This window comes from Pseudomonas faucium (assembly GCF_021602585.1).
In the GTDB taxonomy this organism is placed as follows: domain Bacteria; phylum Pseudomonadota; class Gammaproteobacteria; order Pseudomonadales; family Pseudomonadaceae; genus Aquipseudomonas; species Aquipseudomonas faucium.
In genome coordinates this window covers 154737-178426 of record NZ_BQIP01000008.1, presented here as the reverse complement: position 1 = coordinate 178426, position 23690 = coordinate 154737, and the positions used below count along the sequence as shown (strand labels likewise).

Below are 23690 nucleotides of genomic sequence, written 5' to 3'. Positions count from 1 at the left end.
TTTTTTCTTATTGATGGTGTAGACGATTCAACGGCTCTTGAAGTGAGCCACGTTGTCCTTCACTGCCGCGTTGCCATTGCCCAGGCCCAGGCGTTCGCCGCTGGCGGCGTCGAACAGCAGCACCCGCGCCGGGTCGAACTGCAGGTGCAGGCTGTCACCGACCCGGCACGCCACATCCGGCGCCAGGCGGCAGCAGACCTTGGTCTGGTTGAGGGTGACGAACACCAGCAAGTCCGGCCCGGTGGGCTCGGTAACCTGCACCTCGGCGCGAATGCCCGGCAGGCCATTGCCCTCCCCCGTGCCCAGGGTGATCTGCTCCGGGCGGATGCCGAGGATGATTTCCCGGCCCTCCAGCCCTTCGCCGGCCACCCCCAGCGGCAGCTCGCAACGGGCCTGGCCGCTGTCGAGCAGCGCCAGCAGGCGCCCGTCCTGCTTGCTCAGGCGCACCGGAATGAAGTTCATCGGCGGCGAGCCGATGAAGCTTGCGACGAACTGGTTGGCCGGGTCGTTGTAGATCTGCTGCGGGGTGCCGAACTGCTGGATGATGCCGTCCTTCATCACCGCCACCTTGTCGCCCAGGGTCATCGCCTCGATCTGGTCGTGGGTGACGTACACCGTGGTGGTCTTCAGGCGCTGGTGCATCAGCTTCATTTCGGTGCGCATCTCGACCCGCAGCTTGGCGTCGAGGTTCGACAGCGGTTCGTCGAACAGGTAGATCTTCGGCCGCCGCGCCAGCGCCCGGCCCATGGCCACCCGCTGCTGCTGGCCACCGGAAAGCTGCGCCGGCTTGCGCGCCAGCAGGTGCTCGATCTGCAGCAGCTTGGCCACCCGCGCCACTTCCTCGTCGATCGCCGCCTGCGGCAGTTTGCGGATCTTCAGGCCGAACTCGATGTTCTCGCGCACGCTCATGGTCGGGTACAGCGCGTAGGACTGGAACACCATGGCGATGTCGCGATCCTTGGGGCTCATGCCGCTGACGTCCTGCTCGTCGATCAAAATCGCGCCGCCGGTGATGTTCTCAAGCCCGGCGATGCAGTTCATCAGGGTCGATTTGCCGCAGCCCGACGGGCCGACCAGGATCAGGAACTCGCCGTCCTTGATCGACAGCTGGATGTCCTTGAGGGTGTCCGGCAGGCCGCTGCCGTAAGTCTTGTTCACATTGCGAAGTTCAAGCGTTGCCATGTCTTACCCCTTGACGGCGCCGGCGGTGAGGCCGCGCACGAAATACTTGCCTGCCACCACGTAGACCAGCAGGGTTGGCAGGCCGGCGATCATCGCCGCCGCCATGTCGACGTTGTATTCCTTGGCCCCGGTGCTGGTGTTGACCAGGTTGTTCAGGGCCACGGTGATCGGTTGCGAGTCGCCACTGGAAAACACCACGCCGAACAGGAAGTCGTTCCAGATCTGGGTGAACTGCCAGATCAGGCAGACCATGATGATCGGGGTCGACATCGGCAGGATGATGCGCCGGAAGATGGTGAAGAACCCCGCGCCATCCAGGCGCGCCGCCTTGACCAGCGCCTCAGGCACGCTGACGTAGAAGTTGCGAAAGAACAGCGTGGTGAATGCCAGGCCGTAGACCACGTGCACCAGCACCAGGCCTTCGGTGGTGCTGGCCAGGCCCAGCTTGCCGAGGGTGAACGAGGCCGGCAGCAGCACGGTCTGGAACGGCAGGAAGCAGCCGAACAGCAGCAGCCCGAAGAACAGCTGCGAACCGCGAAAACGCCACATCGACAGCACGTAGCCGTTCAGCGCGCCGATGGCAGTGGAAATCAGCACCGCCGGCACGGTGATCATGATCGAGTTCCAGAAGTAGCCGCTGACCGTGTCCCAGGCCTTGGCCCAGCCGATGCCGGTGAACACCGCCGGCCAGCTCAACAGGTTGCCGCTGCTGATGTCTTCCGGGGTCTTGAAGCTGGTCAGCAGCATCACCACCAGCGGCACCAGGTACAGCAGCACCGCCGCCAGCAGCACGGCGTAGATGGCGATGCGGCTCAGGCTGATTCTTGCAGCAGGGCTATGCATGGCGTTTGCTCCGCAGCTCCGAGTACAGGTAAGGCACGAGGATCGCCAGGATCGCCCCGAGCATGAGGATGGCGCTGGCCGAGCCCATGCCCATCTGGCCGCGGCTGAAGGTGAACGAGTACATGAACATCGCCGGCAGGTCGGAGGAGTACCCCGGGCCCCCTGCGGTCATTGCCGCCACCAGGTCGAAACTCTTGATGGCAATGTGCGAGAGGATCATCAGCGAGCTGAAGAACACCGGCCGCAGGCTGGGCAGCACCACCTTCCAGTAGATGCGCGGCAGGCTTGCGCCGTCGATCTGTGCGGCGCGGATGATCGAAGGGTCGACCCCGCGCAGGCCGGCGAGGAACATCGCCATGATGAAGCCCGAGGCCTGCCACACGGCCGCGATCACCAGGCAGTACACCACCCGGTCGGGGTCGATCAGCCAGTCCAGGCGAAAGCCCTCCCAGCCCCAGTCGCGCAACAGCTTGTCCAGGCCCATGCCGGGGTTGAGCAGCCACTTCCAGGCGGTACCGGTGACGATCATCGACAGCGCCATGGGGTAGAGGTAGATCGTGCGGATGAAGCCTTCGCGGCGGATGCGCTGGTCGAGCAGCACCGCCAGCAGCACGCCGATGGCCAGGCTGATGGCGATGAACAGGCCGCCGAACAGCAGCAGGTTCTTGCTCGCCACCCACCAGCGGTCGTTGTCGAACAGCCGGGCGTATTGCGCCAGGCCCGCCCACTTGTAGGTGGGCAGGAAGGTCGAGGTGGTGAAGGAGAGGACGAAGGTCCACAGGATGTAGCCGTAGAAGCCCACCAGGACGATGAACATGCTCGGCGCCAGCACCAGTTTCGGTAGCCAGCGCTGCAGCGCGTCCAGGGGGGAGGCCCGCAGGCGGGCGGTAGCTGTGGTCATGGAGTGAATACCTGGGGCCTGGGCGACCCTTTGGGTTGTCGGTACTGGCCTCATCGCCGGCAAGCCGGCTCCCACAAGGAAGCCGATGGGGTAGCTGTGGGAGCCGGCTTGCCGGCGATGAGGCCGTCAGCGCTTCACTTGGCCGCCTTGACCGCCGCCGCCAGCTGCTTGGCCGCCTCGGCCGGGTCAGCCTTGGGGTCGTTGATGTAGTTGGTCACCACATCGAAGAACGCGCCCTGCACGGCCAGGGTGGTGGCCATGTTGTGCGCCATGCTCGGCTGCAGGCCGCCATTCCTGGCATCGGCCAGGAAGTCCTTGGCGGAGGTCTGGGCGCAGGCGTCGAAACCGTACTTGCCCATGTCGGCGAGCATGTCGTTGCGCACCGGGATCGAGCCCTTGTTGGTGCTGAAGACTTTCTGGAAGTCCTGGCCCAGCACCTTGCGCGCGATGTCCTGCTGGCCCGCTGCAGTGCCCTTGTCGTTCTGCTTGAACACCACCAGCGAGTCGATGTTGTAGAGGAAGGCCTGATCGGTACCGGGGAAGGCCACGCACTGGTAGTCCTTGCCGGCGTCCTTCTTGGCCAGCGTCCACTCGCTTTTGGCCCAGTCGCCCATGATCTGCATGCCGGCCTTGCCGTTGATGACCTTGGCCGCTTCCAGGTTCCAATCCTGGCCCTTGCCGTCCGGGTCCATGTAGGTGGCGACCTTCTTCAGCTCGGTCAGCGACTTGACCATCTGCGGCCCTTTGAGCGTCGCGTCGTCGAGCTCGACCAGGGCTTTCTTGTAGCCGTCCACGCCCATCACCGAGAGCACCACGCTTTCGAACACGGTGCTGTCCTGCCACGGCTGGCCACCGTGGGCGAGCGGGATGAAACCGGCGGCCTTGAGCTTGTCGGCGGCGGCATAGAATTCGTCGAGGGTGGTCGGCGCCTTGTCGATGCCGGCCTTCTTGAACACTTCAGGGTTGATCCACAGCCAGTTGATGCGGTGGATGTTCACCGGCACGGCGACGTAGTCACCCTCGTACTTCACGGTGTCGGCGACCTTCTTGTCGAGCAGCGTGTCCCACTTTTCTTCCTTGGCCACATCCTTGAGCACATCGCTGTCGAGCAGGCCAGTGGCTGCCCAGTCCTGAATGTCCGGGCCCTTGATCTGCGCAACGCCCGGCGGGTTGCCGGCCACTGCGCGGCTCTTGAGCACGGTCATCGCGGTGGCGCCGCCGCCACCGGCGACCGCGCCGTCCTTCCAGGTGAAGCCATCGCCCTCGACCTGCTTCTTCAGCACATCGACGGCGGCCTTTTCACCGCCGGAGGTCCACCAGTGCACCACCTCGACACTGCCTTTGGAGTCGGCAGCCAGGGCACTGAGCGGGAAGACGGAGGCAAGGGAGATCGCGGCAGCGAGACGGAGCGTGGAATTCATCGGAGTACCTTTCTTGTTGTTATGCGGGCAAGTCTTTCGCTTGCATGGCATGGAGTCTAAACAGGGTGCTCGCAGCGTCTGGTAACGAAGCGATGCGTGAATGTCATCGTCTGGTTACATTGCGCGCCAAGGCCGAAGCCAGGCTGGGCGCCAGCGCCACACCGGGCAGCAGCACGGCCTGGTAGGCATGGTAGAGGTCCGGTTTGCCAGCCCAGAGGGTGGCGGCGGGCTGGTTTGCAGGGTCGAGCTGGTGATGCCAACTGCCGGCGCTGCGGTCGATGAAGTGGCGATCGATGAACTGCCAGAAGCGCTGGTACCAGACTGCGTAGGGTTGCTCGCCAGTGCGCCGCAGCAGGGCTGCAGCCGCAGCGCAGGCTTCGGCATGCACCCAGTGCAGGCGCTCGCGCACCCGTGGCTGATTGTCCCAGCCCAGGGTGTAGACCAGGCCTTGCCCGCCATCGACGTTCCACGCCAGCCGGCATGCGCTGTCGAACAGGCCGCGGGCACTGCTCAGCAGCCACTGCGGCGAAGGCAGCCCGGCCAGGCGCCGCGCCGCTTCCAGGTGCAGCAGCAGGCGCGCCCATTCGAAGGCGTGGCCTGGGGTGGTGCCATAGGGGCGGAAGGGGTCGGCTGGGCGGTCGCGGTTGTAGTCGGGCAAGGGCTGCCAGTGCGCGTCGAAATGCTCGATGACGCGGTAATCGTTGTCGGCGGCGTGGCACTGGATGATCCGCTCGGCGATGCGCAGGGCGCGCTCCAGCCAGCGGCTGTCGCCAGTGACATCGGCCAGGGCCAGGAAGGCCTCGGTGGCGTGCATGTTGCTGTTGGCGCCGCGGTAGGCCTCGGGCTGTTGCCAGTCAGCCGCGAACGACTCGCGCAGCGCGCCCTCCTCTTCGCTCCAGAAATGCGCCTCGATGACCCGGATCGCATCTGCCAGCAACCCTTGCGCGCCATCGGCGCGGGCGACCACGGCGGAGCTGGCGGCCAGGGCGACGAAGGCGTGCAGGTAGGCCGCCTTGCGCGGGTCGCCCGCCCCGAACGGGGTGGCGAACCAGCCGCCGTGGCGGGCATCGTGCAGCGGCCCATGCAAGGCCGCCACGCCATGCTCGACCAGGGCCAGGCAAGCGGGCTCGCCGCGCAGGTGGGCCAGGGCGAAGCTGTGGGTCATGCGGCTGGTGATGAGGGTTTGGGCAGTGGCCGCCGCTGGCAGCTCGCCGTGGCAGCCGAGGCCGGCAAAACCCAGGGGCACCCGCGAGCCCTTGGCGAATGCCAGCAGGCGCTGGCCTTCAGCCTGGAGCCAGGGCTCGGTGGGGAAATCCAGGGGGACCATGTACGGCTTCATCCATGCCAGAGGTGTGCAAAGTCTAGCCAGCCATCCAGACGGGAATGTCACGAAGGCGGGGGGGTGTGTCACCGAGTGGTGACATTTGTGGCCCTATCGCCGGCAAGCCGGCTCCCACAGAGTGCGGGCTGTTTGTGGGAGCCGGCTTGCCGGTGATGGGGCCAGCAGCTTCAATCAACCCCTCGCGGCAGGCACAAGGTCACCCGCAACCCACCCTCGCGCAAGTTCAGCAAGCTCACCTCGCCGCCATGGCTGTGGGCGATGTTGCGCGCGATGCCCAGGCCCAGCCCGTACCCCTGCTGCTGCCCGGCCAGCCGAAAGTGCGGCTCGAATACCTGCTCCAGGCGCTGCTGCGGCACCCCCGGCCCCTGGTCATCGACCTGCAGCACGAAGGCATCGGCGCTGTCGATGATGCGCAGGCGGGCGCGCTCGCCATACTTGATGGCGTTATCGATCAGGTTGCCGATGCAGCGCCGCACCGCCAGCGGCTTGCCTGGGTACGGCGTCAGGGCCTTGCCCTCGACCGTGATGCGGCCGTCGCCCAGGTAAGGCTCGGCGAGGATGTCCAGCACCTGGTTGAGGTCGATCGGCTCGATGTTCTCGTGGATGTCGGTGTCCTTCACGCACTGCAGCGCGCCTTTGACCAGCAGCTCCAGCTCGTCCAGGTCCTGGCTGAACTTGGCCTGCAGGCGTTCGTCCTCCAGCAGCTCCACGCGCAGCCGCAAGCGCGTGATCGGCGTGCGCAGGTCATGGGAAATCGCGCTGAACAGTTGCGAGCGTTCGGTGAGGTAGCGGCTGATGCGCTCGCGCATGCTGTTGAACGCACGCGCTACCTCGACCACCTCGCTGCCACCGCCTTCGGCCACCGGCGCCACCTCGGCGCCCAGCGACAGCTCCCGCGCAGCCCGGGCCAGGCGCTTGAGCGGCCAGCTCTGCCAATGCACCAGCAGGCCGATGAACAGCAGCAGCAAGGCGGTGGTCAGCACGATGAACCCGAGCTGCTGGCGCGGCAGGCGCTCGGCCTCGAGGCTGGTATAGGGCGCGGGCAGCAACGAGGCGATGTACAGCCACTCGCCCTCGCCCAGGCGGATCTGGGTGACCAGCACCGGCGGGTTGAGCGGCTCCAGGGTCAGCGAATAGTGCGCCCAGGAGCGCGGCAATTCGTCGAGCTTCAGGCCGCTGTTGAAGATGCGCAGGTCATCGGGGGCGACGAACTCCACCGAGATGTCCATCTGCGCGCCCAGGCGCTCGCGCAGCACCTGCTCGAACACCTCGATGACCGCCTGCTTGCGCGGCGTGATGGGCAATACCGGCATGTCCAGCGGCTTGTCGTTGAGCGAGACGAAAAAGCGCGTGCCGCCCATGCTGCGCAACTGGTCCAGGACCATGGGCCGATACGCCACCGGCAAGGAGCGGAAGTAGCTGACGCTGGCACTCATGGAATGGGCCAGGCTGCTGGCGCTGGCGCGCAAGCCCTGCAACTGGCTGGCGCGCAATTGGGAAACCCAGATCACGCTGGACAGGCCCTGGGCCAGCAACACCACCAGCAGGGTCAGCAGCAGCATGCGCCCCAGCAGCGAGCGCGGCAGCAGGCGCCAGCGCCGCTCAGCTCGCGCAGCAGACATGCGCCGCCAGGAGGTAGCCACTGCCGCGCACGGTGCGGATCAGCCGAGGGGGTTTGGCGGTATCACGCAGGCGTTGGCGCAGGCGGCTGACCGCCATGTCGACGATGCGGTCCAGCGGCATCGGCTCGCGGCCACGGGTGGCGTTGCCGATGGTGTCGCGGTCGAGGATCTGCTGCGGGTGGTCGAGAAACAGCTTGAGCAGGGCGAAGTCGGCGCCCGAGAGGATCACCTCTTCACCATCACGGTGGAACAGCCGGTGGCTGACCGTGTCCAGGCGCCAGTCGTCGAAGGCCAGCACGGCGCTGGCCGGCGCGGCCTGGCCGAACTCTGCGCGGCGCAGCAGGGCCTTGATCCGCGCCTGCAGTTCGCGTGGGCTGAACGGTTTGCCCAGGTAGTCGTCGGCGCCCAGTTCCAGGCCGATGACGCGGTCGGCTTCGTCGGAGCTGGCCGTCAGCATGATGATCGGCACCCGCGACAAGCGCGGGTGCTGGCGCACCCAGCGGCACAGGCTGAAGCCATCTTCGTCGGGCAGCATCACATCGAGGATGACCAGGTCGCACGGGGTGCTTTCCAGCGCCCGGCGAAAGCCCTGGCCGTCGGCTTCGGCATGCACCTGCAGGCCGCAGCGGCTCAGGTAGGTTTGCAGCAGCTCGCGAATTTCCTGGTCGTCGTCGACCATCAGGATCGATTTACCGGCAGTGCTCAAGGTGTCCCGCCCCTTTTGTTGTTGTCACAGGTCTTGGTTGCCTGCTGTGCATTGGGGCTGCTTTGCAGCCCTTTCGCGACACAAGGCCGCTCCTACAAGCGACCGCGATCCCCTGTAGGAGCGGCCTTGTGTCGCGAAAGGGCCGCAAAGCGGCCCCCTCTCAATGATCCAACGCCTGCTGCAACGCCACCCCAGCCCCCAGCAACCCGGAAAACTCCGCCGTCACCAGCCACACCGGCACGCCGGCAAAGTAGCCGCTCATGCAGCCCTTGTCGGCAAAGCTTGCAGCAAAGCCACTGCGCAGGAACAGCTCGGCAAAGCGCGGGATCACCCCGCCAACAATATAGACCCCACCCCGCGCGCCCAGCGTCAGCACATTGTTGCCGGCCACCCGGCCGAGGAAGCGGCAGAACTGCTCGACCACCGCCAACGCCCGTGGCTCGCCGTTCAAGGCCGCATCGGTAATCTGCGCCGGGGTCTTGTGCCGCGGGGTATCACCGTCCAGCGCACACAGGGCCTGGTACAGGCGCACCAGGCCGCCGCCGCTGAGCACCGTCTCGGCGCTGACATGCCCGATCTGTTGGTGAATCTGCTGATGGATCGCCGCCTCGCGGGCATTGCCCACCGGCAGGTCGACATGCCCGCCCTCGCCCGGCAAGGCCTGCCAGCGTTGCTCGCCCAGGCGCAGCAGGCTGCCGACGCCAAGCCCGGTGCCCGGGCCGATCACCAGCGCCGGCCGCACGGGGTCGGCCTGGCCGGGGCACACTTCGCGAAATTCGCCCGGCTGCAGGCGGGTCATGCCCAGGGCCATGGCCGAGAAATCGTTGATCAGCAGCAGCTGCTCGACCTGCAAGGTCTTGCAAAAGGCGCTGCGGCTCAGCCGCCAGTGGCTGTTGGTAAAGCGAAACTCATCGCCATCGACCGGCCCGGCGACCGCCAGGCACACCGCCGACAAGCCACCGCGGGCAATGCCCTGGTCGTCCAGGTAAGCCTCGATGGCCTGCTCGGGGCTCGTGTAGTCCGCCGTGGCGAATACCTTCACCTCATGCAGCTGGTTGCCACGCCACAAGGCAAAACGGGCGTTGGTGCCACCGATGTCGCCAACCAGCAAGTCCTTCATTTGAGGTTCTCCAGGGCCGAGGTGAAGGCGCTGGCACCCTGCTCTGCCGGGCTGAACGCCATGCGCATGAAGCCGAACAGCTCGCGGCCACAACCCAGGTCGTTGCCCTGGGGCGGCGCCGGCAGGTCGCGGCTGGCCAGCTCATCGGCCGAGACCATCACCTGCAGCGTACCTTCGACACCATCGACGCGCACGATATCGCCGTCGCGTACCCGCGCCAGCGGGCCACCGTCGAAGGCTTCGGGGCACACGTGGATGGCTGCCGGGATCTTGCCCGAGGCACCGGACATGCGCCCGTCGGTCACCAGGGCCACCTTGTAGCCGCGGTCCTGCAGCACGCCGAGGAATGGCGTCAGCTTGTGCAGCTCGGGCATGCCGTTGCAACGCGGCCCCTGGAAGCGCACCACGGCAACGAAGTCGCGCTCAAGCTCGCCGGCCTTGAACGCATCGGCCAGCGATTGCTGGTCGTGGAAGATGCGCGCCGGCGCTTGCACCACCTGGTGCTCGGCGGCTACGGCAGACACTTTCATCACGCCACGGCCGAGGTTGCCTTCCATCACCCGCAGGCCGCCTTCGGCCGAGAATGGCCGCGACACCGGGCGCAGGATGCTCTCGTCCAGGCTCTGCAGCGGGCCTTCGCGCCACACCAGCTTGCCGTTGTCGAGGAACGGCTCCTGGGTGTAGCGGCGCAGGCCGTGGCCTGCCACGGTGTTGACGTCTTCGTGCAGCAGCCCGGCATCGAGCAGCTCGCGGATCAGGAAGGCCATGCCGCCTGCCGCCTGGAAGTGGTTGATGTCGGCCTTGCCGTTGGGGTAGACGTGGGACAGGGTCGGCACCACCTCGGAGAGGTCGGCCATGTCCTGCCAGGTGAGCTGGATGCCAGCGGCCTGGGCAATCGCCGGGATGTGCAGGGTGTGGTTGGTCGAGCCGCCGGTGGCGTGCAAGGCCACGATCGAGTTGACCAGCGCCTTCTCATCGACGATCTCGCCCAGGGGCATGAAGCTGCCGCTGGCCTTGGTCAGGCGCGTGACCTGCTGCGCGGCCTCGGCGGTGAGGGCATCGCGCAAGGGGGTATATGGGTTGACGAACGAGGCGCCGGGCAAGTGCAGGCCCATCACTTCCATCACCAGCTGGTTGGTGTTGGCAGTGCCATAGAAGGTGCAGGTGCCGGGGCTGTGGTAGGACTTCATCTCCGACTCCAGCAGCTCCTCGCGGCTGGCCTTGCCCTCGGCATAGCGCTGGCGCACATCGGCCTTCTGCTTGTTGGAGATGCCCGACACCATCGGCCCGCCGGGCACGAAGAGGGTCGGCAGGTGGCCGAAGCGCAGGGCGCCCATCATCAGCCCGGGGACGATCTTGTCGCAGATGCCGAGCATCAGCGCGGCATCGAACATGTTGTGCGACAGCGCCACGGCGGTGGACATGGCGATCACTTCGCGGCTGGCGATGGCCAGCTCCATGCCGGGCTCGCCCTGGGTCACGCCATCGCACATGGCCGGCACGCCGCCGGCGAACTGGCCGACCGAACCGACCTCGCGCAGCGCCTGTTTGATCTGTTCGGGGAAGTGCAGGTAGGGCTGGTGGGCCGAGAGCATGTCGTTGTAGGCCGAGACGATGGCCACGTTGGCCGCGTTCATCAGCCGCAGGCTCTGCTTGTCGTCGGCGCCACACCCGGCCACGCCGTGGGCGAAGTTGGCGCATTGCAGGCTGGCCCGCATGGGTCCGTCACTGGCCGCGCCGCGAATCAGCTGCAGGTAGCGTTCACGGGTGGCACGGCTGCGTTCGATCAGCCGCTGGGTGACCTCAAGGATGCGCGGGTGCATGTACTGGACTCCAGGCTAACGATTAGGGCGGCTTAGCGGGCATTTCCCCTCCAAACGATTGCGACCTAGGCTCAAGGTTAAGGGCCTGGTGCATCGACGGAGGCGGCTCACCCGACCGCTCGTTGTATATTTAAACAAAATACTGCCAGCAAAAAGGCTTGTTTTCTATCGCTCAGTGAATAATCTTGTAATTCCAACAACAAAACCGTTTCAGTGAAGCTACTTTGTGCCACAGGTTTCACTCCGACTGCCAGAGGTACTGCCATGACCCTACGCATCGCCATCAACGGATTCGGCCGCATCGGGCGCAACATCCTGCGCGCACTGTATACCCAAGGCTACCGCCAGGACCTGCAGGTCGTCGCCATCAATGACCTGGGCGACAGCGCGATGAACGCCCACCTGCTCAAGTTCGACAGCGTGCACGGCATTTTCGCTGCATCAGTCGAGGCCGATCATGAAAGCCTGACGGTGAACGGCGATCGCATTGCCGTGAGCGCCATCCGCAACCCGGCCGAACTGCCCTGGAAGGCCGAGGCGATCGATGTGGTGTTCGAATGCACCGGCTTGTTCACCGACCGCGCCAAGGCGGCCGCGCACCTGGCTGCGGGGGCTGGCAAGGTGATCGTCTCGGCGCCGGCCAAGGGCGCCGACGCCACGGTGGTGTATGGGGTCAACCATGACGTGCTGCGTGCTTCGCACCAGGTCATTTCCAGCGCCTCCTGCACCACCAACTGCCTGGCACCGATCGCCCAGGTGCTGCACCGCGAGTTCGGCATCGAGCAAGGGCTGATGACCACCATCCATGCCTACACCAACGACCAGGTGCTGACCGACGTCTACCACAGCGACCCCTACCGGGCCCGCTCCGCCACCCAGTCGATGATCCCGAGCAAGACCGGCGCCGCCGAGGCCGTGGGCCTGGTGCTGCCGGAGCTGGCCGGCAAGCTCACCGGCATGGCGGTGCGGGTGCCGGTGATCAACGTGTCGCTGGTCGACCTCACCGTCAACCTCAAGCGCGAGGCCACCGCCGAGCAGGTCAACCAATTGTTCCAGGAGGCCAGCCTGCACTCCAAGGTGCTCGGTTACAACGCCTTGCCGCTGGTGTCGTGCGACTTCAACCACAACCCGTTGTCGTCGATCTTCGATGCCAACCACACCCGCGCCAACGGGCGGATGCTCAAGGTGCTGGCCTGGTACGACAACGAGTGGGGGTTCTCCAACCGCATGCTGGATAACTGCCTGGCGCTGTGCAGCGCCCGCTGATACCGCGTCGGCCAGGTTGTAGGAGCGGCCTTGTGTCGCGAAAGGGCTGCGCAAGCAGCCCCAGGATATCTGCAGCGCAGCAGGAATCTGGGGCCGCTGCGCAGCCCTTTCGCGACACAAGGCCGCTCCTACAGACAATCTTTACCTTTTCCTAACACTTCCAGGCTTGACCTACAGGCAAGATGATAAGCATTATCATTCACCTTTCGTCGGCCAGGTCACCCCGTGAGTCAGTCCCGGTTCAACTCCGTCTTCCTCGTCCAGCGCCTTTCCCTGCTGCGCACCCTGCAGCGCATGGTGGGCAACCCCAGCACCGCCGAGGACCTGCTGCAGGAAACCTACCTGCGGGTTTCCCGTGCCCTCGGCGAGCGGCCCATCGAGCACCTCGAACCCTTCGTGTTCCAGACCGCCCGCAACCTGGCCCTGGACCACCTGCGCACGCGCCGCGTGCAAGCGCGCATGCTGGTCGACGATGTGCCCGACGAGGTGCTGCACAATGTGGCGGCGCCGCTGAGCAGCAGCGAAGACGCCGCCCATGCCGAGCAGTTGCTCAAGCACCTGAGCGTCAGCCTCAACCAGCTGACCGAGCGCCAGCAACGGATCTTCATCCTCAGCCGCCTGCATGGCGCCAGCTACCTGGAAATCGCCGAACAACTGAAGGTTTCGGCCAGCACGGTACAGAAGGAACTGAAACTGATCATGGCCATCTGCATGGGCGTGGCCGATCGCCTCAAATGAGCCGACCGTTGGCCGCCTGGGTAGGCCGAAACCCTTGCCACGCCCCGCCTTAGCCTTGATCATTCGAAAAAATCCATTCAAGGACTCACCGTGACCGACAGCCCCGCCCCTCGCCCGCCTGCTGCCGGGCCCGACGCCCGTGCCCGTGCGATGAGCGAGGCGCTGGACTGGCTCGTGCGCCTGCAATGCGCCAGCGACGCCGACACCCTGGCGTTCGAGCAATGGCTCAGCGCAGCCCCGGAAAACGCCGAGGCCTATGTCGAGGCCGAGGCCCTGTGGAACGGCACGCCACTGCGCCAGGCCGCCACCCAGATGCACCAGGGCCGGCGGCGCTCCGTGCGCGGGCGCCTGCGCAGCCATTGGAAACCGCTGGCCACTGCCGCCGTGCTGCTGGTCGGGCTGTTCACCTTCGGCAACCTGCCGGTGCGCCTGCAGGCCGACCACCTGACCGTGGTTGGCGAGCGCCAGCGCCTGCAGCTGGACGATGGCGCCAAGGTGCTGCTCAACACCAACTCGGCGTTTGCCAGCGACCTGCGCGAAGGCCGCCAGGTGGCGCGCCTGCTGCAGGGCGAGGCGTACTTCCAGGTAACGGGCGCTGCGCAACTGCCGCTGGAGGTGCAGGCCGGGCCGCTGCGCGCGCAGGTGCGCGACACCGATTTTGCCGTGCGCTACCTCGATGGCGAGGCGCAGGTGCGCGTGCAGCGCGGTGACGTCGACCTGCAGGCCGCCAGCGACCAGCGCATCCGCCTCAGCGCCGGCGACAGCATCAGCGTCGGCCCGCAGGGCTTCGGTGAGCGCCAGCGCCCCGACATGCACAAGGACCTGGCCTGGGTCGAAGGCCGCCTGGTGTTCGAGAACTGCCCGCTGAGCCAGGTGCTGGCCGAAGTGCGCCGCTATTACCCCGGCTGGATCATCAACCGCAACGGCCACCTCGACGACATGGCCGTGACCGGCAACTACCGCCTCGACCAGCCCCTGGAGACCTTGCGCGCCCTGGCGCACATCACTTCCGCGCAGCTTCACGAATACCCCGCCGTGGTCATCCTCAACTGACCTGAAATTATTTTTACGCGATCGCGCTGCCCCGTCCGTCTCGTTATAGCCAATGCAACTGATTCTTGTTTGAAAACGAGAACGGTCATCACCTATAACAGTTCGCGCGTCAGGGAGCGCTTTCGATGTCCACAGGTCCAACTCGCCCGTCCACCCTTCCCCGCCGCACAGGGCAATTGTCCCTGCTGACGCTGGCCCTGCTCGCCAGCGGCGCCTGCAGCCTGCCGGCGCTGGCCGCAGAACCGGCCCAGGCCAGCAGCCCGCGCATGGGCGACTACCGCTTCAGCATCGCCCAACAGCCGCTGGTCGAGGCGATCAACGCCTTCAGCCAGGTCACCGGCTGGCAGGTCGGCTTCAGCGCCGAGCTGGCCGACGGCGTGGCGTCCCCTGGCGTGCAGGGTTCGCTGCCGCCTGAGGCCGCGCTCAAGCGCCTGCTGCAAGGCACGGGCCTGGGCTACCGGAAGATCAGCAACGGCAACGTGGTGCTCGAGCGCCAGTCGGCGGGCAACGCCATCGCCCTGCAGCAGATGACCGTCAGCGCCACCCGCAGCGCCCAGGACGTAAGCCAGGTGCCGAGCACCGTGAGCGTGCAGACCCGCGAGCAACTGGACCGGCAGAACGTCAACAGCATCAAGGAACTGGTGCGTTACGAGCCCGGCGTGTCGGTTGGCGGCGTCGGCCAGCGCAGTGGCCTGAACGGCTACAACATCCGCGGCATCGACGGTGAGCGCATCCTGACCCAGGTCGACGGCGTGTCGATCCCCGACAGTTTCTTCTACGGCCCCTACGCCCAGACCCAGCGCAACTACGTCGACCCGGAAATCGTCAAGCGCGTGGAAATCCTCCGCGGCCCGGCCTCGGTGCTGTACGGCAGCAACGCCATCGGCGGCGCGGTGAGCTATTTCACCCTCGACCCGGACGACATCATCAAGCCCGGCAAGGACGTGGGTGCGCGCCTGAAGACCGGCTACAGCTCGGCCGATGAGAGCTGGCTGACCTCGGCCACCGTGGCCGGCCGCCAGGGCGACTTCGACGGCCTGCTGCACCTGAGCCAGCGCAACGGCCACGAGACCGAGTCCTATGGCGAGCACGGCGGCACCGGCCTTGGCCGTACCGAAGCCAACCCCGAGGATGTGCGCACCACCAACGTGCTGGCCAAGCTGGGCTGGAACTACGCCGACGACGCGCGCCTGGGCTTTACCTACGAGCGCTACAAGGATGACCGCGACCAGAACATCCTCAGCGCCGTGGGCGGCCCGTTCATTCCAGGCTTCGGCGCCATGAACTCCTACCGCATGCGCCAGGGCAACGACACCGTCACCCGCGAGCGCTTCGGCATCAACCACGAATTCGGCCTCGACAGCCTGGTCGCCGACCACGTGAAGTGGAGCCTGAACTACCAGATCGCCAAGACCGACCAGCGCACCGACGAGCTGTATGTGGCCTCGGGGCGCCAGGTCATGCGCGACCGCCAGACCACCTACAAGGACCGCCAATGGGTATTCGACGCCCAGCTGGACAAAGCCTTCAGCCTCGGCCAGACCGACCACCTGCTGACCTACGGCACCACCCTCAAGCATGAAGAAGTGACCGGTTCGCGCAGCGGCTCCGGCACCTGCGTGGCGGTTGGCGGTGGCTGCAGCGCCATCGGCCAGGACAGCCCGCGCGACGGCCAGGCGCTGGTCAGCGACTTCCCGGACCCAACCGTCAACACCTACAGCCTGTTCGTGCAGGACGAGATCCGCTGGAACAACTGGACCTTCCTGCCAGGCGCCCGTTACGACTACACGCGCATGGAGCCAAAATTCACCGACGAATTCCTGCGCGGCATCCAGGGCACGGGCACGGCGCCCAGCGAGCTGGACGACTCGGACAAGAAGTGGCACCGCGTGTCGCCCAAGCTCGGCATCACCTACGCCTTCAACGACAACTACACCTGGTACGGCCAGTACGCCGAAGGCTTCCGCACGCCGACCGCCAAGTCGATGTACGGCCGCTTCGAGAACCCGGGCCTGGGCTACAGCGTGCGCGGCAACCCGAACCTGGAGCCGGAAAAGAGCAAGAGCTACGAAACCGGCCTGCGCGGCAACTTCGATGCCGGTAACTTCAGCGCCGCGGTGTTCTACAACAAGTACCGCGACTTCATCGACGAAGACGCCGTGCAGTCGGCCAACCTGGGCACCACCTTCCAGGCCAACAACATCAAGCACGCCACCATCAAGGGTGCCGAGGTCAAGGGCCGCCTCAACCTCGACCACTTCGGTGCGCCGCAGGGCCTGTACACCCAGGGTTCGATCGCCTATGCCAACGGGCGCAACGATGACAACGGCCAGCCGCTGAACAGCGTCAACCCGCTGACCGGCGTGTTCGGCCTGGGCTATGAGCAGCCGAACTACGGCGGCTTGCTGAGCTGGACCCTGGTCAAGCGCAAGACCCGCGTCGACGACACCACCTTCTACGCCCCCGATGGCGCCAGCTCGCAGTTCCGCACCCCCGGTTACGGCGTGCTGGACCTGAGCGGCTTCTACAAGGTGACCGACGATGTGACGGTGAACGCCGGGCTCTACAACCTGACCGACAAGAAGTACTGGCAGTGGGATGACGTACGCGGCTACGACGGCCAGGGCGAAGCGGCTGTGACCCAGCCGGCCAACCTCGACCGCCTGACCATGCCGGGGCGCAACTTCGCCATCAATGTGGTGTGGGATATCTGATGTGAGCTGATCCGTTCTGGCCTCATCGCCGGCAAGCCGGCTCCCACAGGTGCAGCACAGGTTTCGAATACTGTGCAGTTCCTGTGGGAGCCGGCTTGCCGGCGATGAGGCCAGCACAAACACCACAAGGCCACAGTTTTTTTACTGTCCCCGCCCCGCTGTTTCGTCTTGTCACTAGACGCCCTCATTTTCCAAGGACCCACCCCATGACCGACCGCCCAGCCCTGCGCTCGCAACGCCTCAACCAGGTCACCCACGCCCCGCACACCGAGCTCGACGCCCTGGTCAAATCGCACAAGCCGTTCGACAGCCGCGAAAGCTTCGCCCGCTTCGTCGTCGCCCAGTACCTGTTCCAATCCGAACTGCAGGCCCTGTACAACGACCCGCAACTGATCGCCATCGTCCCCGACCTCGCCGAGCGCTGCCGCGCCGAACAAGCCCGCCTGGACCTCGCCGACCTGGATACCGAAGTGCCGGCCGCAGTACCCGGCGCACTGCACACGCCAAGCCTGGGTGAGGCATTGGGCTGGATCTTCGTCTCCGAAGGCTCCAAACTGGGCGCTGCGTTTCTGATCAAGCGCGCCGTGGCGCTGGAATTGTCCGACAGTTTCGGTGCCCGCCACCTCGGCGAACCGGCCGGTGGCCGTGCCGAAGGCTGGAAGCAGTTCACCCGTATCCTCGATGGCCTGGCGCTGTCGGCCGAAGAAGACGCTGCTGCCGAACGCGGTGCAGTCGCCGCCTTCGAGCGCTTCACCGAACTGCTCAAGCATGCCTACGCCGCGGACGCCGCGCTGGCCTGACACGCATCACCCGGCCGCCCCTCCGGTGGCCGGACGTTTTACGCAGTGAGACCATGACCCGACCTGCCCGCTCGAAACTGACGCGCCTGCTGTACGGCATCCTGGCTTACGTGAGCCTGGGCATCGGCCTGGTGGCGATCGTCATCCCCGGCCTGCCGACCACCGAATTCATCCTCCTTGCCGCCTGGGCCGCGACCCGCAGCTCGCCACGGCTGTCGGCCTGGCTGGAGAACCACCGGCTGTTCGGGCCAATTCTCTACAACTGGCGCAATGGCAAGGTGATCCAGCGCCGGGCCAAGGTCAGCGCGACGATCAGCATGCTGCTGTGCGCAGGCCTGATGCTGACCTTCCTCGAGCACCACTGGCCGGTGTTCCTGGCCATTGCCGGCATGACCCTGGGCAACCTGTGGATCTGGTCGCGCCCGGAGCGGGCATGCCCTGCCGGGTCACAGGCTCAGCAGCCCTGAATACAGCAAGTAGGCCGCCAGCGCAGCGCCAGCCAGCACCGCCGCGAAGATCAGCTTTTCCCAGGTGGTGAACAAAGGCTGGCCCTGCTCGCGCTTGGCCCGGGCGAACAGGATGACCCCGGGGGCATACAGCAGCGCCGACAGCAGCAGGTACTTGAGCCCCCCGGCGTACAGCAGCCACACCGCATACACCAGCGCCACCGACGCCACCAGCAGGTCCTTGCGCCGCAGCGCCGGCTGCCCGGCGTAGCTTTCGCCGCGCACCGCCAGCAGCACCGCATAGGCTGCCGACCATAAATAAGGCACGAGGATCATCGACGAGGCCAGGTAGATCAGGCTGGTGTAGGTGCCCGCCGACACCAGGGTGATCAGCAGGAAGCCCTGGATCATGCAGTTGGTCAGCCACAGGGCGTTGGCCGGCACGTGGTTGGCGTTTTCCTTGGCCAGAAAGCGCGGCATGGTCTTGTCCCGCGCCGTGGCATACAGGATTTCGGCGCACAGCAGCGCCCACGACAGCAGCGCACCGAGCAGCGAGATGGCCAGGCCGACGCTGATCAGCAAGGCGCCCCAGGGCCCGACGATGTGCTCGAGCACCGTGGCCAGCGACGGGTTCTGCAGCCCGGCCAGCTCCGGCTGGGTCATCACCCCCAGCGACAGCACGTTGACCAGCACCAGCAGCGCCAGCACGCCGATGAAGCCGATCACCGTGGCCTTGCCCACGTCCGAACGGCGCTGCGCCCGCCCCGAGTACACGCTGGCGCCTTCGATACCGATGAACACGAACACCGTCACCAGCATCATGTTGCGCACCTGGTCCAGCACATTGCCGAACTGCGGGTTGCTCAGGCCCCAGATATCGCGGGTGAAGATGTCGGCACGGAAGGCAAAGGCAGCGATGACGATGAAGATCAGCAGCGGCACCACCTTGGCCACGGTGGTCACCTGGTTGATGAACGCCGCCTCCTTGATGCCGCGCAGCACCAGAAAGTGCACCGCCCACAGCAGCAGCGACGCGCAACCGATGGCGACCGGCGTGTTGCCCTCGCCGAACACCGGAAAGTAGAAGCCCAGGGTGCTGAACAGCAGCACGAAGTAGCCGACGTTGCCCAGCCAGGCGCTGATCCAGTAGCCCCAGGCCGAGGAAAAGCCCATGTACTCGCCAAACCCGGCCTTGGCATAGGCGTATACGCCTGAGTCCAGCTCAGGCTTGCGGTTGGCCAGGGTCTGGAACACGAAGGCCAGCGCCAGCATGCCCACCGCGGTGATGCCCCAGCCGATCAGCACGGCACCGACGTCGGCGCGTGCTGCCATGTTCTGCGGCAGCGAGAAGATCCCGCCGCCGATCATCGAACCGACCACCAGCGCGATCAATGCACCAAGGCGCAATTTCTGTCCTGGTTCGCTCATGGAGATCTTTTTTCCTGTGTTGTCATGCAGTTGAAACAGCCGAGATGGCCATATGAATAGCGCGTTCTTATATATCCGAGGGTATTTGTGACAGGCTGCTCATAACTGCTTTGTCTATCAACCCTACCTGTGAAAATTAGCAGCATCCGAGCAACTAGAAAAGAAACTGATAAAACTCAATATTCTTGTGAAAAATTTGCGAAAGCGACAAAAGCGTCTAGCTTCAGACATCGCAGGTGTAACAGAGCGTTTGCTCTAGTAGTACATGGAGGTGCCAGCGCACAAGGCCTGCGGCAGAGCGGTTGGCACTCTCCGGGAGCCCGGGTGTGGGAAATTTCCTACATTTCGCGACCATGAACTGATCTAGGTCAGGGCATGGCTTAGGCGTCGGAACTATTCTGTCGTCAACTTTCTCCTGGCAGGAGTTGTTAAATGTCTGATTCATCCGGAAAACTAAAACTCGGCGCGTTAGTTGCACTTGTGGTCGGGTCAATGATCGGCGGCGGGATCTTCTCGCTGCCACAAAACATGGCGGCCAGCGCCGGCGTCGGTGCCGTGCTGATCGGCTGGGGGATCACGGCGGTCGGCATGCTGATGCTGGCATTCGTGTTCCAGACCCTGGCCAACCGCAAGCCTGACCTGGACGGCGGGGTATATGCCTACGCCAAGGCGGGTTTCGGTGACTACATGGGCTTCTCGTCAGCCTGGGGTTACTGGATCAGCGCCTGGCTGGGCAACGTCGGTTACTTCGTCTTGCTGTTCAGTACCCTCGGTTACTTCTTCCCGATCTTTGGCGAGGGCAACACGCCCGCAGCCATCATCGGCGCCTCGATCCTGCTCTGGGCGGTGCATTTTTTGGTGCTGCGAGGCATCAAGGAAGCGGCGTTCATCAACCTGGTCACCACCGTGGCCAAGATCGTGCCGCTGGTGCTGTTCGCCCTGATCTGCCTGTTCGCCTTCAGGCTCGACATCTTCACCGCCGACATCTGGGGCACCGGTACGCCTGAGCTGGGTAGCGTGATGAACCAGGTGCGCAACATGATGCTGGTCACCGTCTGGGTGTTCATCGGCATCGAAGGCGCAAGCATCTTCTCGTCCCGTGCGGAAAAACGCTCCGACGTCGGTAAGGCCACGGTCATCGGCTTCATCACCGTGCTGCTGTTCCTGGTGCTGGTCAACGTGCTGTCGCTGGGCGTGATGACCCAACCGGAGCTGGCCAAGCTGCAGAACCCATCGATGGCGGCCGTGCTCGAGCACGTGGTCGGCCACTGGGGCGCGGTGCTGATCAGCGTCGGCCTGATCATCTCGCTGCTCGGAGCCCTGCTGTCGTGGGTGCTGCTGTGCGCCGAGATCATGTTCGCCGCGGCCAAGGACCACACCATGCCGGAGTTCCTGCGCCGCGAAAACGCCAACCAGGTACCCGCCAACGCGCTGTGGCTGACCAACGCCATGGTGCAGATCTTCCTGGTCATCACCCTGTTCTCCAGCAGTACCTACCTATCGCTGATCTACCTCGCCACCTCGATGATCCTGGTGCCTTACCTGTGGTCGGCGGCCTATGCGTTCCTGCTGGCCATGCGCGGCGAAACCTATGAGCAAGCTGCCAAAGAGCGCAGCAAGGACCTGCTCATCGGCGCCATCGCATTGGTCTACGCCATCTGGCTGCTGTACGCCGGCGGCGTGAAATACCTGCTGCTCTCCGCCCTGCTGTATGCCCCGGGCGTGATCCTGTTCGCCAAGGCCAAGCACGAAATTGGCCAACCGATCTTCACCAACGTGGAAAAACTGATCTTCGCAGCCGTGGTCATCGGCGCCCTGGTGGCGGCCTATGGTCTTTACGACGGCTTCCTGACCTTGTGATCCCACGTCTTTGCACTAATGGAGGATTGAACCATGTCCGCTGAAAAACAGAAGTACGGTGTCCACTCCGAAGCCGGCAAACTGCGCAAGGTGATGGTTTGCTCCCCGGGCCTGGCGCACCAGCGCCTCACCCCGAGCAACTGCGATGAATTGCTGTTCGATGACGTCATCTGGGTCAACCAGGCCAAGCGCGATCACTTCGACTTCGTCACCAAGATGCGTGAGCGCGGTATCGAAGTCCTCGAGATGCACAACCTGCTGACCGAGACCGTCTCGAATCCAGAAGCCCTGAAATGGATCCTCGATCGCAAGATCACCCCCGATACCGTCGGTGTCGGCCTGACCAACGAAGTGCGTAGCTGGCTCGAAAGCCTGGAGCCTCGCAAACTGGCCGAGTTCCTGATCGGCGGCGTTGCCGGTGAAGACATCCCGGACAGCGCCGGCTCCAACGTGATCAAGATGTACCGTGACTACCTCGGCCACTCCAGCTTCCTGCTCGACCCGCTGCCCAACACCCAGTTCACACGTGATACCACTTGCTGGATCTATGGCGGTGTGACGCTGAACCCGATGTACTGGCCCGCACGACGTCAGGAAACCCTGCTGACCAGTGCCATCTACAAGTTCCACCCAGAGTTCACCAATGCCGACTTCGAAGTCTGGTATGGCGACCCGGACAAGGACCACGGCAAGTCCACCCTCGAAGGCGGCGACGTGATGCCTATCGGTAACGGCGTGGTGCTGATTGGCATGGGTGAGCGCACCTCGCGCCAAGCCATCGGCCAGCTTGCTCAGGAGCTGTTCAAAAAAGGCGCGGTAGAGAAAGTGGTGGTCGCCGGCTTGCCAAAATCCCGCGCTGCCATGCACCTGGATACCGTCTTCAGCTTCTGTGACAGAGACCTGGTTACGGTCTTCCCGGAAGTGGTCAAGGAAATCGTGCCATTCGTTATCCACCCAGACACAAGCAAACCTTATGGGCTGGATGTGCGCCGCATCGATAAATCGTTCATCGAAGTGGTGGCCGAATCGCTCAACCTGAAAAAACTGCGCGTTGTCGAAACCGGTGGCAACAGCTTCGCCGCCGAACGCGAACAGTGGGATGACGGTAACAACGTGGTCGCGGTAGAGCCCGGCGTGGTCATCGGCTACGACCGCAACACCTACACCAACACCCTGCTGCGCAAGGCCGGGGTCGAAGTCATCACCATCAGCGCCGGCGAACTGGGCCGGGGCCGTGGCGGCGGCCACTGCATGACCTGCCCGATCATCCGCGACCCAATCGATTACTAACGTCCATACACCCGGCCGCGCCCACGAGGCGGCGGCCGGGACCCTCACCGAATTCAAGGAGAATCAGTCATGGCGTTCAACATCCACAACCGCAACCTGCTCAGCCTCGAGCACCACACCACGCGCGAGCTGCGCTACCTGCTGGACCTGTCCCGCGACCTCAAGCGCGCCAAGTACACCGGCACCGAGCAGCAGCACCTGAAGGGCAACAACATCGCCCTGATCTTCGAAAAGACCTCGACCCGCACCCGCTGCGCCTTCGAAGTCGCCGCCTATGACCAGGGCGCCAACGTCACCTACATCGACCCCAACTCCTCGCAGATCGGCCACAAGGAAAGCATGAAGGACACCGCCCGCGTACTCGGGCGCATGTACGATGCCATCGAATACCGCGGCTTCAAGCAGGAAATCGTCGAAGAGCTGGCCAAGTTCGCCGGCGTCCCGGTGTTCAACGGCCTGACCGACGAATACCACCCGACCCAGATGATCGCCGACGTGCTGACCATGCGCGAGCACAGCGACAAGCCACTGCACGACATCAGCTACGCCTACCTGGGTGATGCCCGCAACAACATGGGCAACTCGCTGCTGCTGATCGGCGCCAAGCTTGGCATGGACGTGCGCATCGCCGCGCCGAAGGCCCTGTGGCCACATGACGACCTGGTCGAGCGCTGCAAGAAATACGCGGAAGAAAGCGGTGCCCGCATCACCCTGACCGAAGACCCGAAAGCCGCGGTCAAGGGCGTGGACTTCGTCCACACCGACGTCTGGGTATCGATGGGCGAGCCGATCGAAGCCTGGGGCGAGCGCATCAAGCTGCTCAAGCCCTACCAGGTGAACAAGGAGCTGATGAAGTCCACCGGCAACCCACGCACCAAGTTCATGCACTGCCTGCCGGCGTTCCACAACTCCGAGACCAAGGTCGGCAAGCAGATCGCCGAACAGTACCCTGAGATGGCCAACGGCATCGAAGTGACCGACGACGTGTTCGAGTCGCCCGCCTGCATCGCCTTCGAGCAGGCGGAAAACCGCATGCACACCATCAAGGCGATCCTCGTCTCGACCCTGGCCGACCTCTGACGGCGCACCTCGCCCCCCTTGTGGGGGCGAGCTGCTTTCTCTTCTGCACATCCGC

At 64.9% G+C, this 23690-nt stretch carries 19 protein-coding genes; 9 read left to right on the top strand and 10 right to left on the bottom strand.

Annotation, left to right across the window (positions count from 1 at the left end):
* Nucleotides 1-27: 27 nt before the first annotated feature.
* The 9 genes from L6D75_RS11980 to edd form a co-directional block, all read right to left on the bottom strand.
* Nucleotides 28-1182 carry an ABC transporter ATP-binding protein gene (locus L6D75_RS11980; protein ID WP_176514675.1) on the bottom strand — a complete coding sequence of 385 codons (1155 nt, stop codon included), beginning with the start codon at nucleotides 1180-1182 and terminating at the stop codon, nucleotides 28-30.
* A 3-nt stretch (nucleotides 1183-1185) separates the two neighbouring features.
* Complete coding sequence (locus L6D75_RS11975; protein WP_176514674.1) at nucleotides 1186-2025, bottom strand: carbohydrate ABC transporter permease; 840 nt, start codon at nucleotides 2023-2025, stop codon at nucleotides 1186-1188.
* Entirely contained in the window at nucleotides 2018-2926 is a 909-nt protein-coding gene (locus L6D75_RS11970) for a carbohydrate ABC transporter permease (protein WP_176514673.1), read from the bottom strand. The genes L6D75_RS11975 and L6D75_RS11970 overlap by 8 nt, the downstream gene beginning before the upstream one ends.
* Nucleotides 2927-3060: 134 nt before the next feature.
* Nucleotides 3061-4347 carry an ABC transporter substrate-binding protein gene (locus L6D75_RS11965; RefSeq protein ID WP_176514671.1) on the bottom strand — a complete coding sequence of 429 codons (1287 nt, stop codon included), beginning with the start codon at nucleotides 4345-4347 and terminating at the stop codon, nucleotides 3061-3063.
* Nucleotides 4348-4450: 103 nt separating this feature from the next.
* Nucleotides 4451-5674, bottom strand: coding sequence for a D-mannose isomerase (locus L6D75_RS11960; protein ID WP_236193544.1), 1224 nt, complete (start codon nucleotides 5672-5674; stop codon nucleotides 4451-4453).
* Nucleotides 5675-5856: 182 nt separating this feature from the next.
* Nucleotides 5857-7311, bottom strand: coding sequence for an ATP-binding protein (locus L6D75_RS11955; protein WP_176514667.1), 1455 nt, complete (start codon nucleotides 7309-7311; stop codon nucleotides 5857-5859).
* Nucleotides 7292-8017, bottom strand: a complete 726-nt coding sequence (gltR, locus tag L6D75_RS11950; protein WP_176514665.1) for a two-component system response regulator GltR — start codon at nucleotides 8015-8017, stop codon at nucleotides 7292-7294. The genes L6D75_RS11955 and gltR overlap by 20 nt, the downstream gene beginning before the upstream one ends.
* A 160-nt stretch (nucleotides 8018-8177) precedes the next feature.
* Entirely contained in the window at nucleotides 8178-9137 is a 960-nt protein-coding gene (locus L6D75_RS11945; protein WP_176514663.1) for a glucokinase, read from the bottom strand.
* Entirely contained in the window at nucleotides 9134-10960 is a 1827-nt protein-coding gene (gene edd / locus L6D75_RS11940) for a phosphogluconate dehydratase (protein ID WP_176514661.1), read from the bottom strand. The genes L6D75_RS11945 and edd overlap by 4 nt, the downstream gene beginning before the upstream one ends.
* 264 nt (nucleotides 10961-11224) lie before the next feature.
* Here edd and gap point away from each other — a divergent pair, with 264 nt between their 5' ends.
* From gap to L6D75_RS11910, 6 genes are all read left to right on the top strand, one after another.
* Complete coding sequence (gap, locus tag L6D75_RS11935) at nucleotides 11225-12226, top strand: type I glyceraldehyde-3-phosphate dehydrogenase (protein ID WP_176514659.1); 1002 nt, start codon at nucleotides 11225-11227, stop codon at nucleotides 12224-12226.
* Between the two features lie 225 nt (nucleotides 12227-12451).
* Nucleotides 12452-12964, top strand: coding sequence for an RNA polymerase sigma factor (locus L6D75_RS11930; RefSeq protein WP_176514657.1), 513 nt, complete (start codon nucleotides 12452-12454; stop codon nucleotides 12962-12964).
* 90 nt (nucleotides 12965-13054) lie between these two features.
* Entirely contained in the window at nucleotides 13055-14017 is a 963-nt protein-coding gene (locus L6D75_RS11925; RefSeq protein WP_176514655.1) for a FecR family protein, read from the top strand.
* A gap of 125 nt (nucleotides 14018-14142) precedes the next feature.
* A complete protein-coding gene (locus L6D75_RS11920; RefSeq protein WP_176514653.1) occupies nucleotides 14143-16731 on the top strand; it encodes a TonB-dependent receptor in 2589 nt (862 codons plus the stop codon).
* 206 nt (nucleotides 16732-16937) lie between these two features.
* Nucleotides 16938-17531 carry a biliverdin-producing heme oxygenase gene (locus tag L6D75_RS11915; protein WP_176514651.1) on the top strand — a complete coding sequence of 198 codons (594 nt, stop codon included), beginning with the start codon at nucleotides 16938-16940 and terminating at the stop codon, nucleotides 17529-17531.
* A 53-nt stretch (nucleotides 17532-17584) separates the two neighbouring features.
* On the top strand, nucleotides 17585-17998 hold the full coding sequence (locus tag L6D75_RS11910) for a YbaN family protein (RefSeq protein WP_176514649.1): 414 nt from the start codon (nucleotides 17585-17587) through the stop codon (nucleotides 17996-17998).
* Here the strand turns inward: L6D75_RS11910 and arcD (L6D75_RS11905) are convergent.
* Nucleotides 17978-19405 carry an arginine-ornithine antiporter gene (gene arcD, locus L6D75_RS11905; RefSeq protein WP_176514647.1) on the bottom strand — a complete coding sequence of 476 codons (1428 nt, stop codon included), beginning with the start codon at nucleotides 19403-19405 and terminating at the stop codon, nucleotides 17978-17980. The two genes, L6D75_RS11910 and arcD (L6D75_RS11905), sit on opposite strands and share 21 nt — an antisense overlap.
* A 432-nt stretch (nucleotides 19406-19837) precedes the next feature.
* Between arcD (L6D75_RS11905) and arcD (L6D75_RS11900) the strand changes: the two genes are divergently transcribed.
* The 3 genes from arcD (L6D75_RS11900) to L6D75_RS11890 all read left to right on the top strand — a co-directional run bounded on the left by arcD (L6D75_RS11900) (nucleotide 19838) and on the right by L6D75_RS11890 (nucleotide 23635).
* Nucleotides 19838-21265 (top strand): arginine-ornithine antiporter, encoded by a 1428-nt coding sequence (arcD, locus tag L6D75_RS11900; protein WP_176514645.1) that lies wholly within the window; start codon nucleotides 19838-19840, stop codon nucleotides 21263-21265.
* Nucleotides 21266-21298: 33 nt separating this feature from the next.
* A complete protein-coding gene (gene arcA, locus L6D75_RS11895) occupies nucleotides 21299-22555 on the top strand; it encodes an arginine deiminase (RefSeq protein ID WP_176514643.1) in 1257 nt (418 codons plus the stop codon).
* Nucleotides 22556-22624: 69 nt separating this feature from the next.
* Entirely contained in the window at nucleotides 22625-23635 is a 1011-nt protein-coding gene (locus L6D75_RS11890) for an ornithine carbamoyltransferase (protein WP_176514641.1), read from the top strand.
* Nucleotides 23636-23690: the final 55 nt, after the last annotated feature.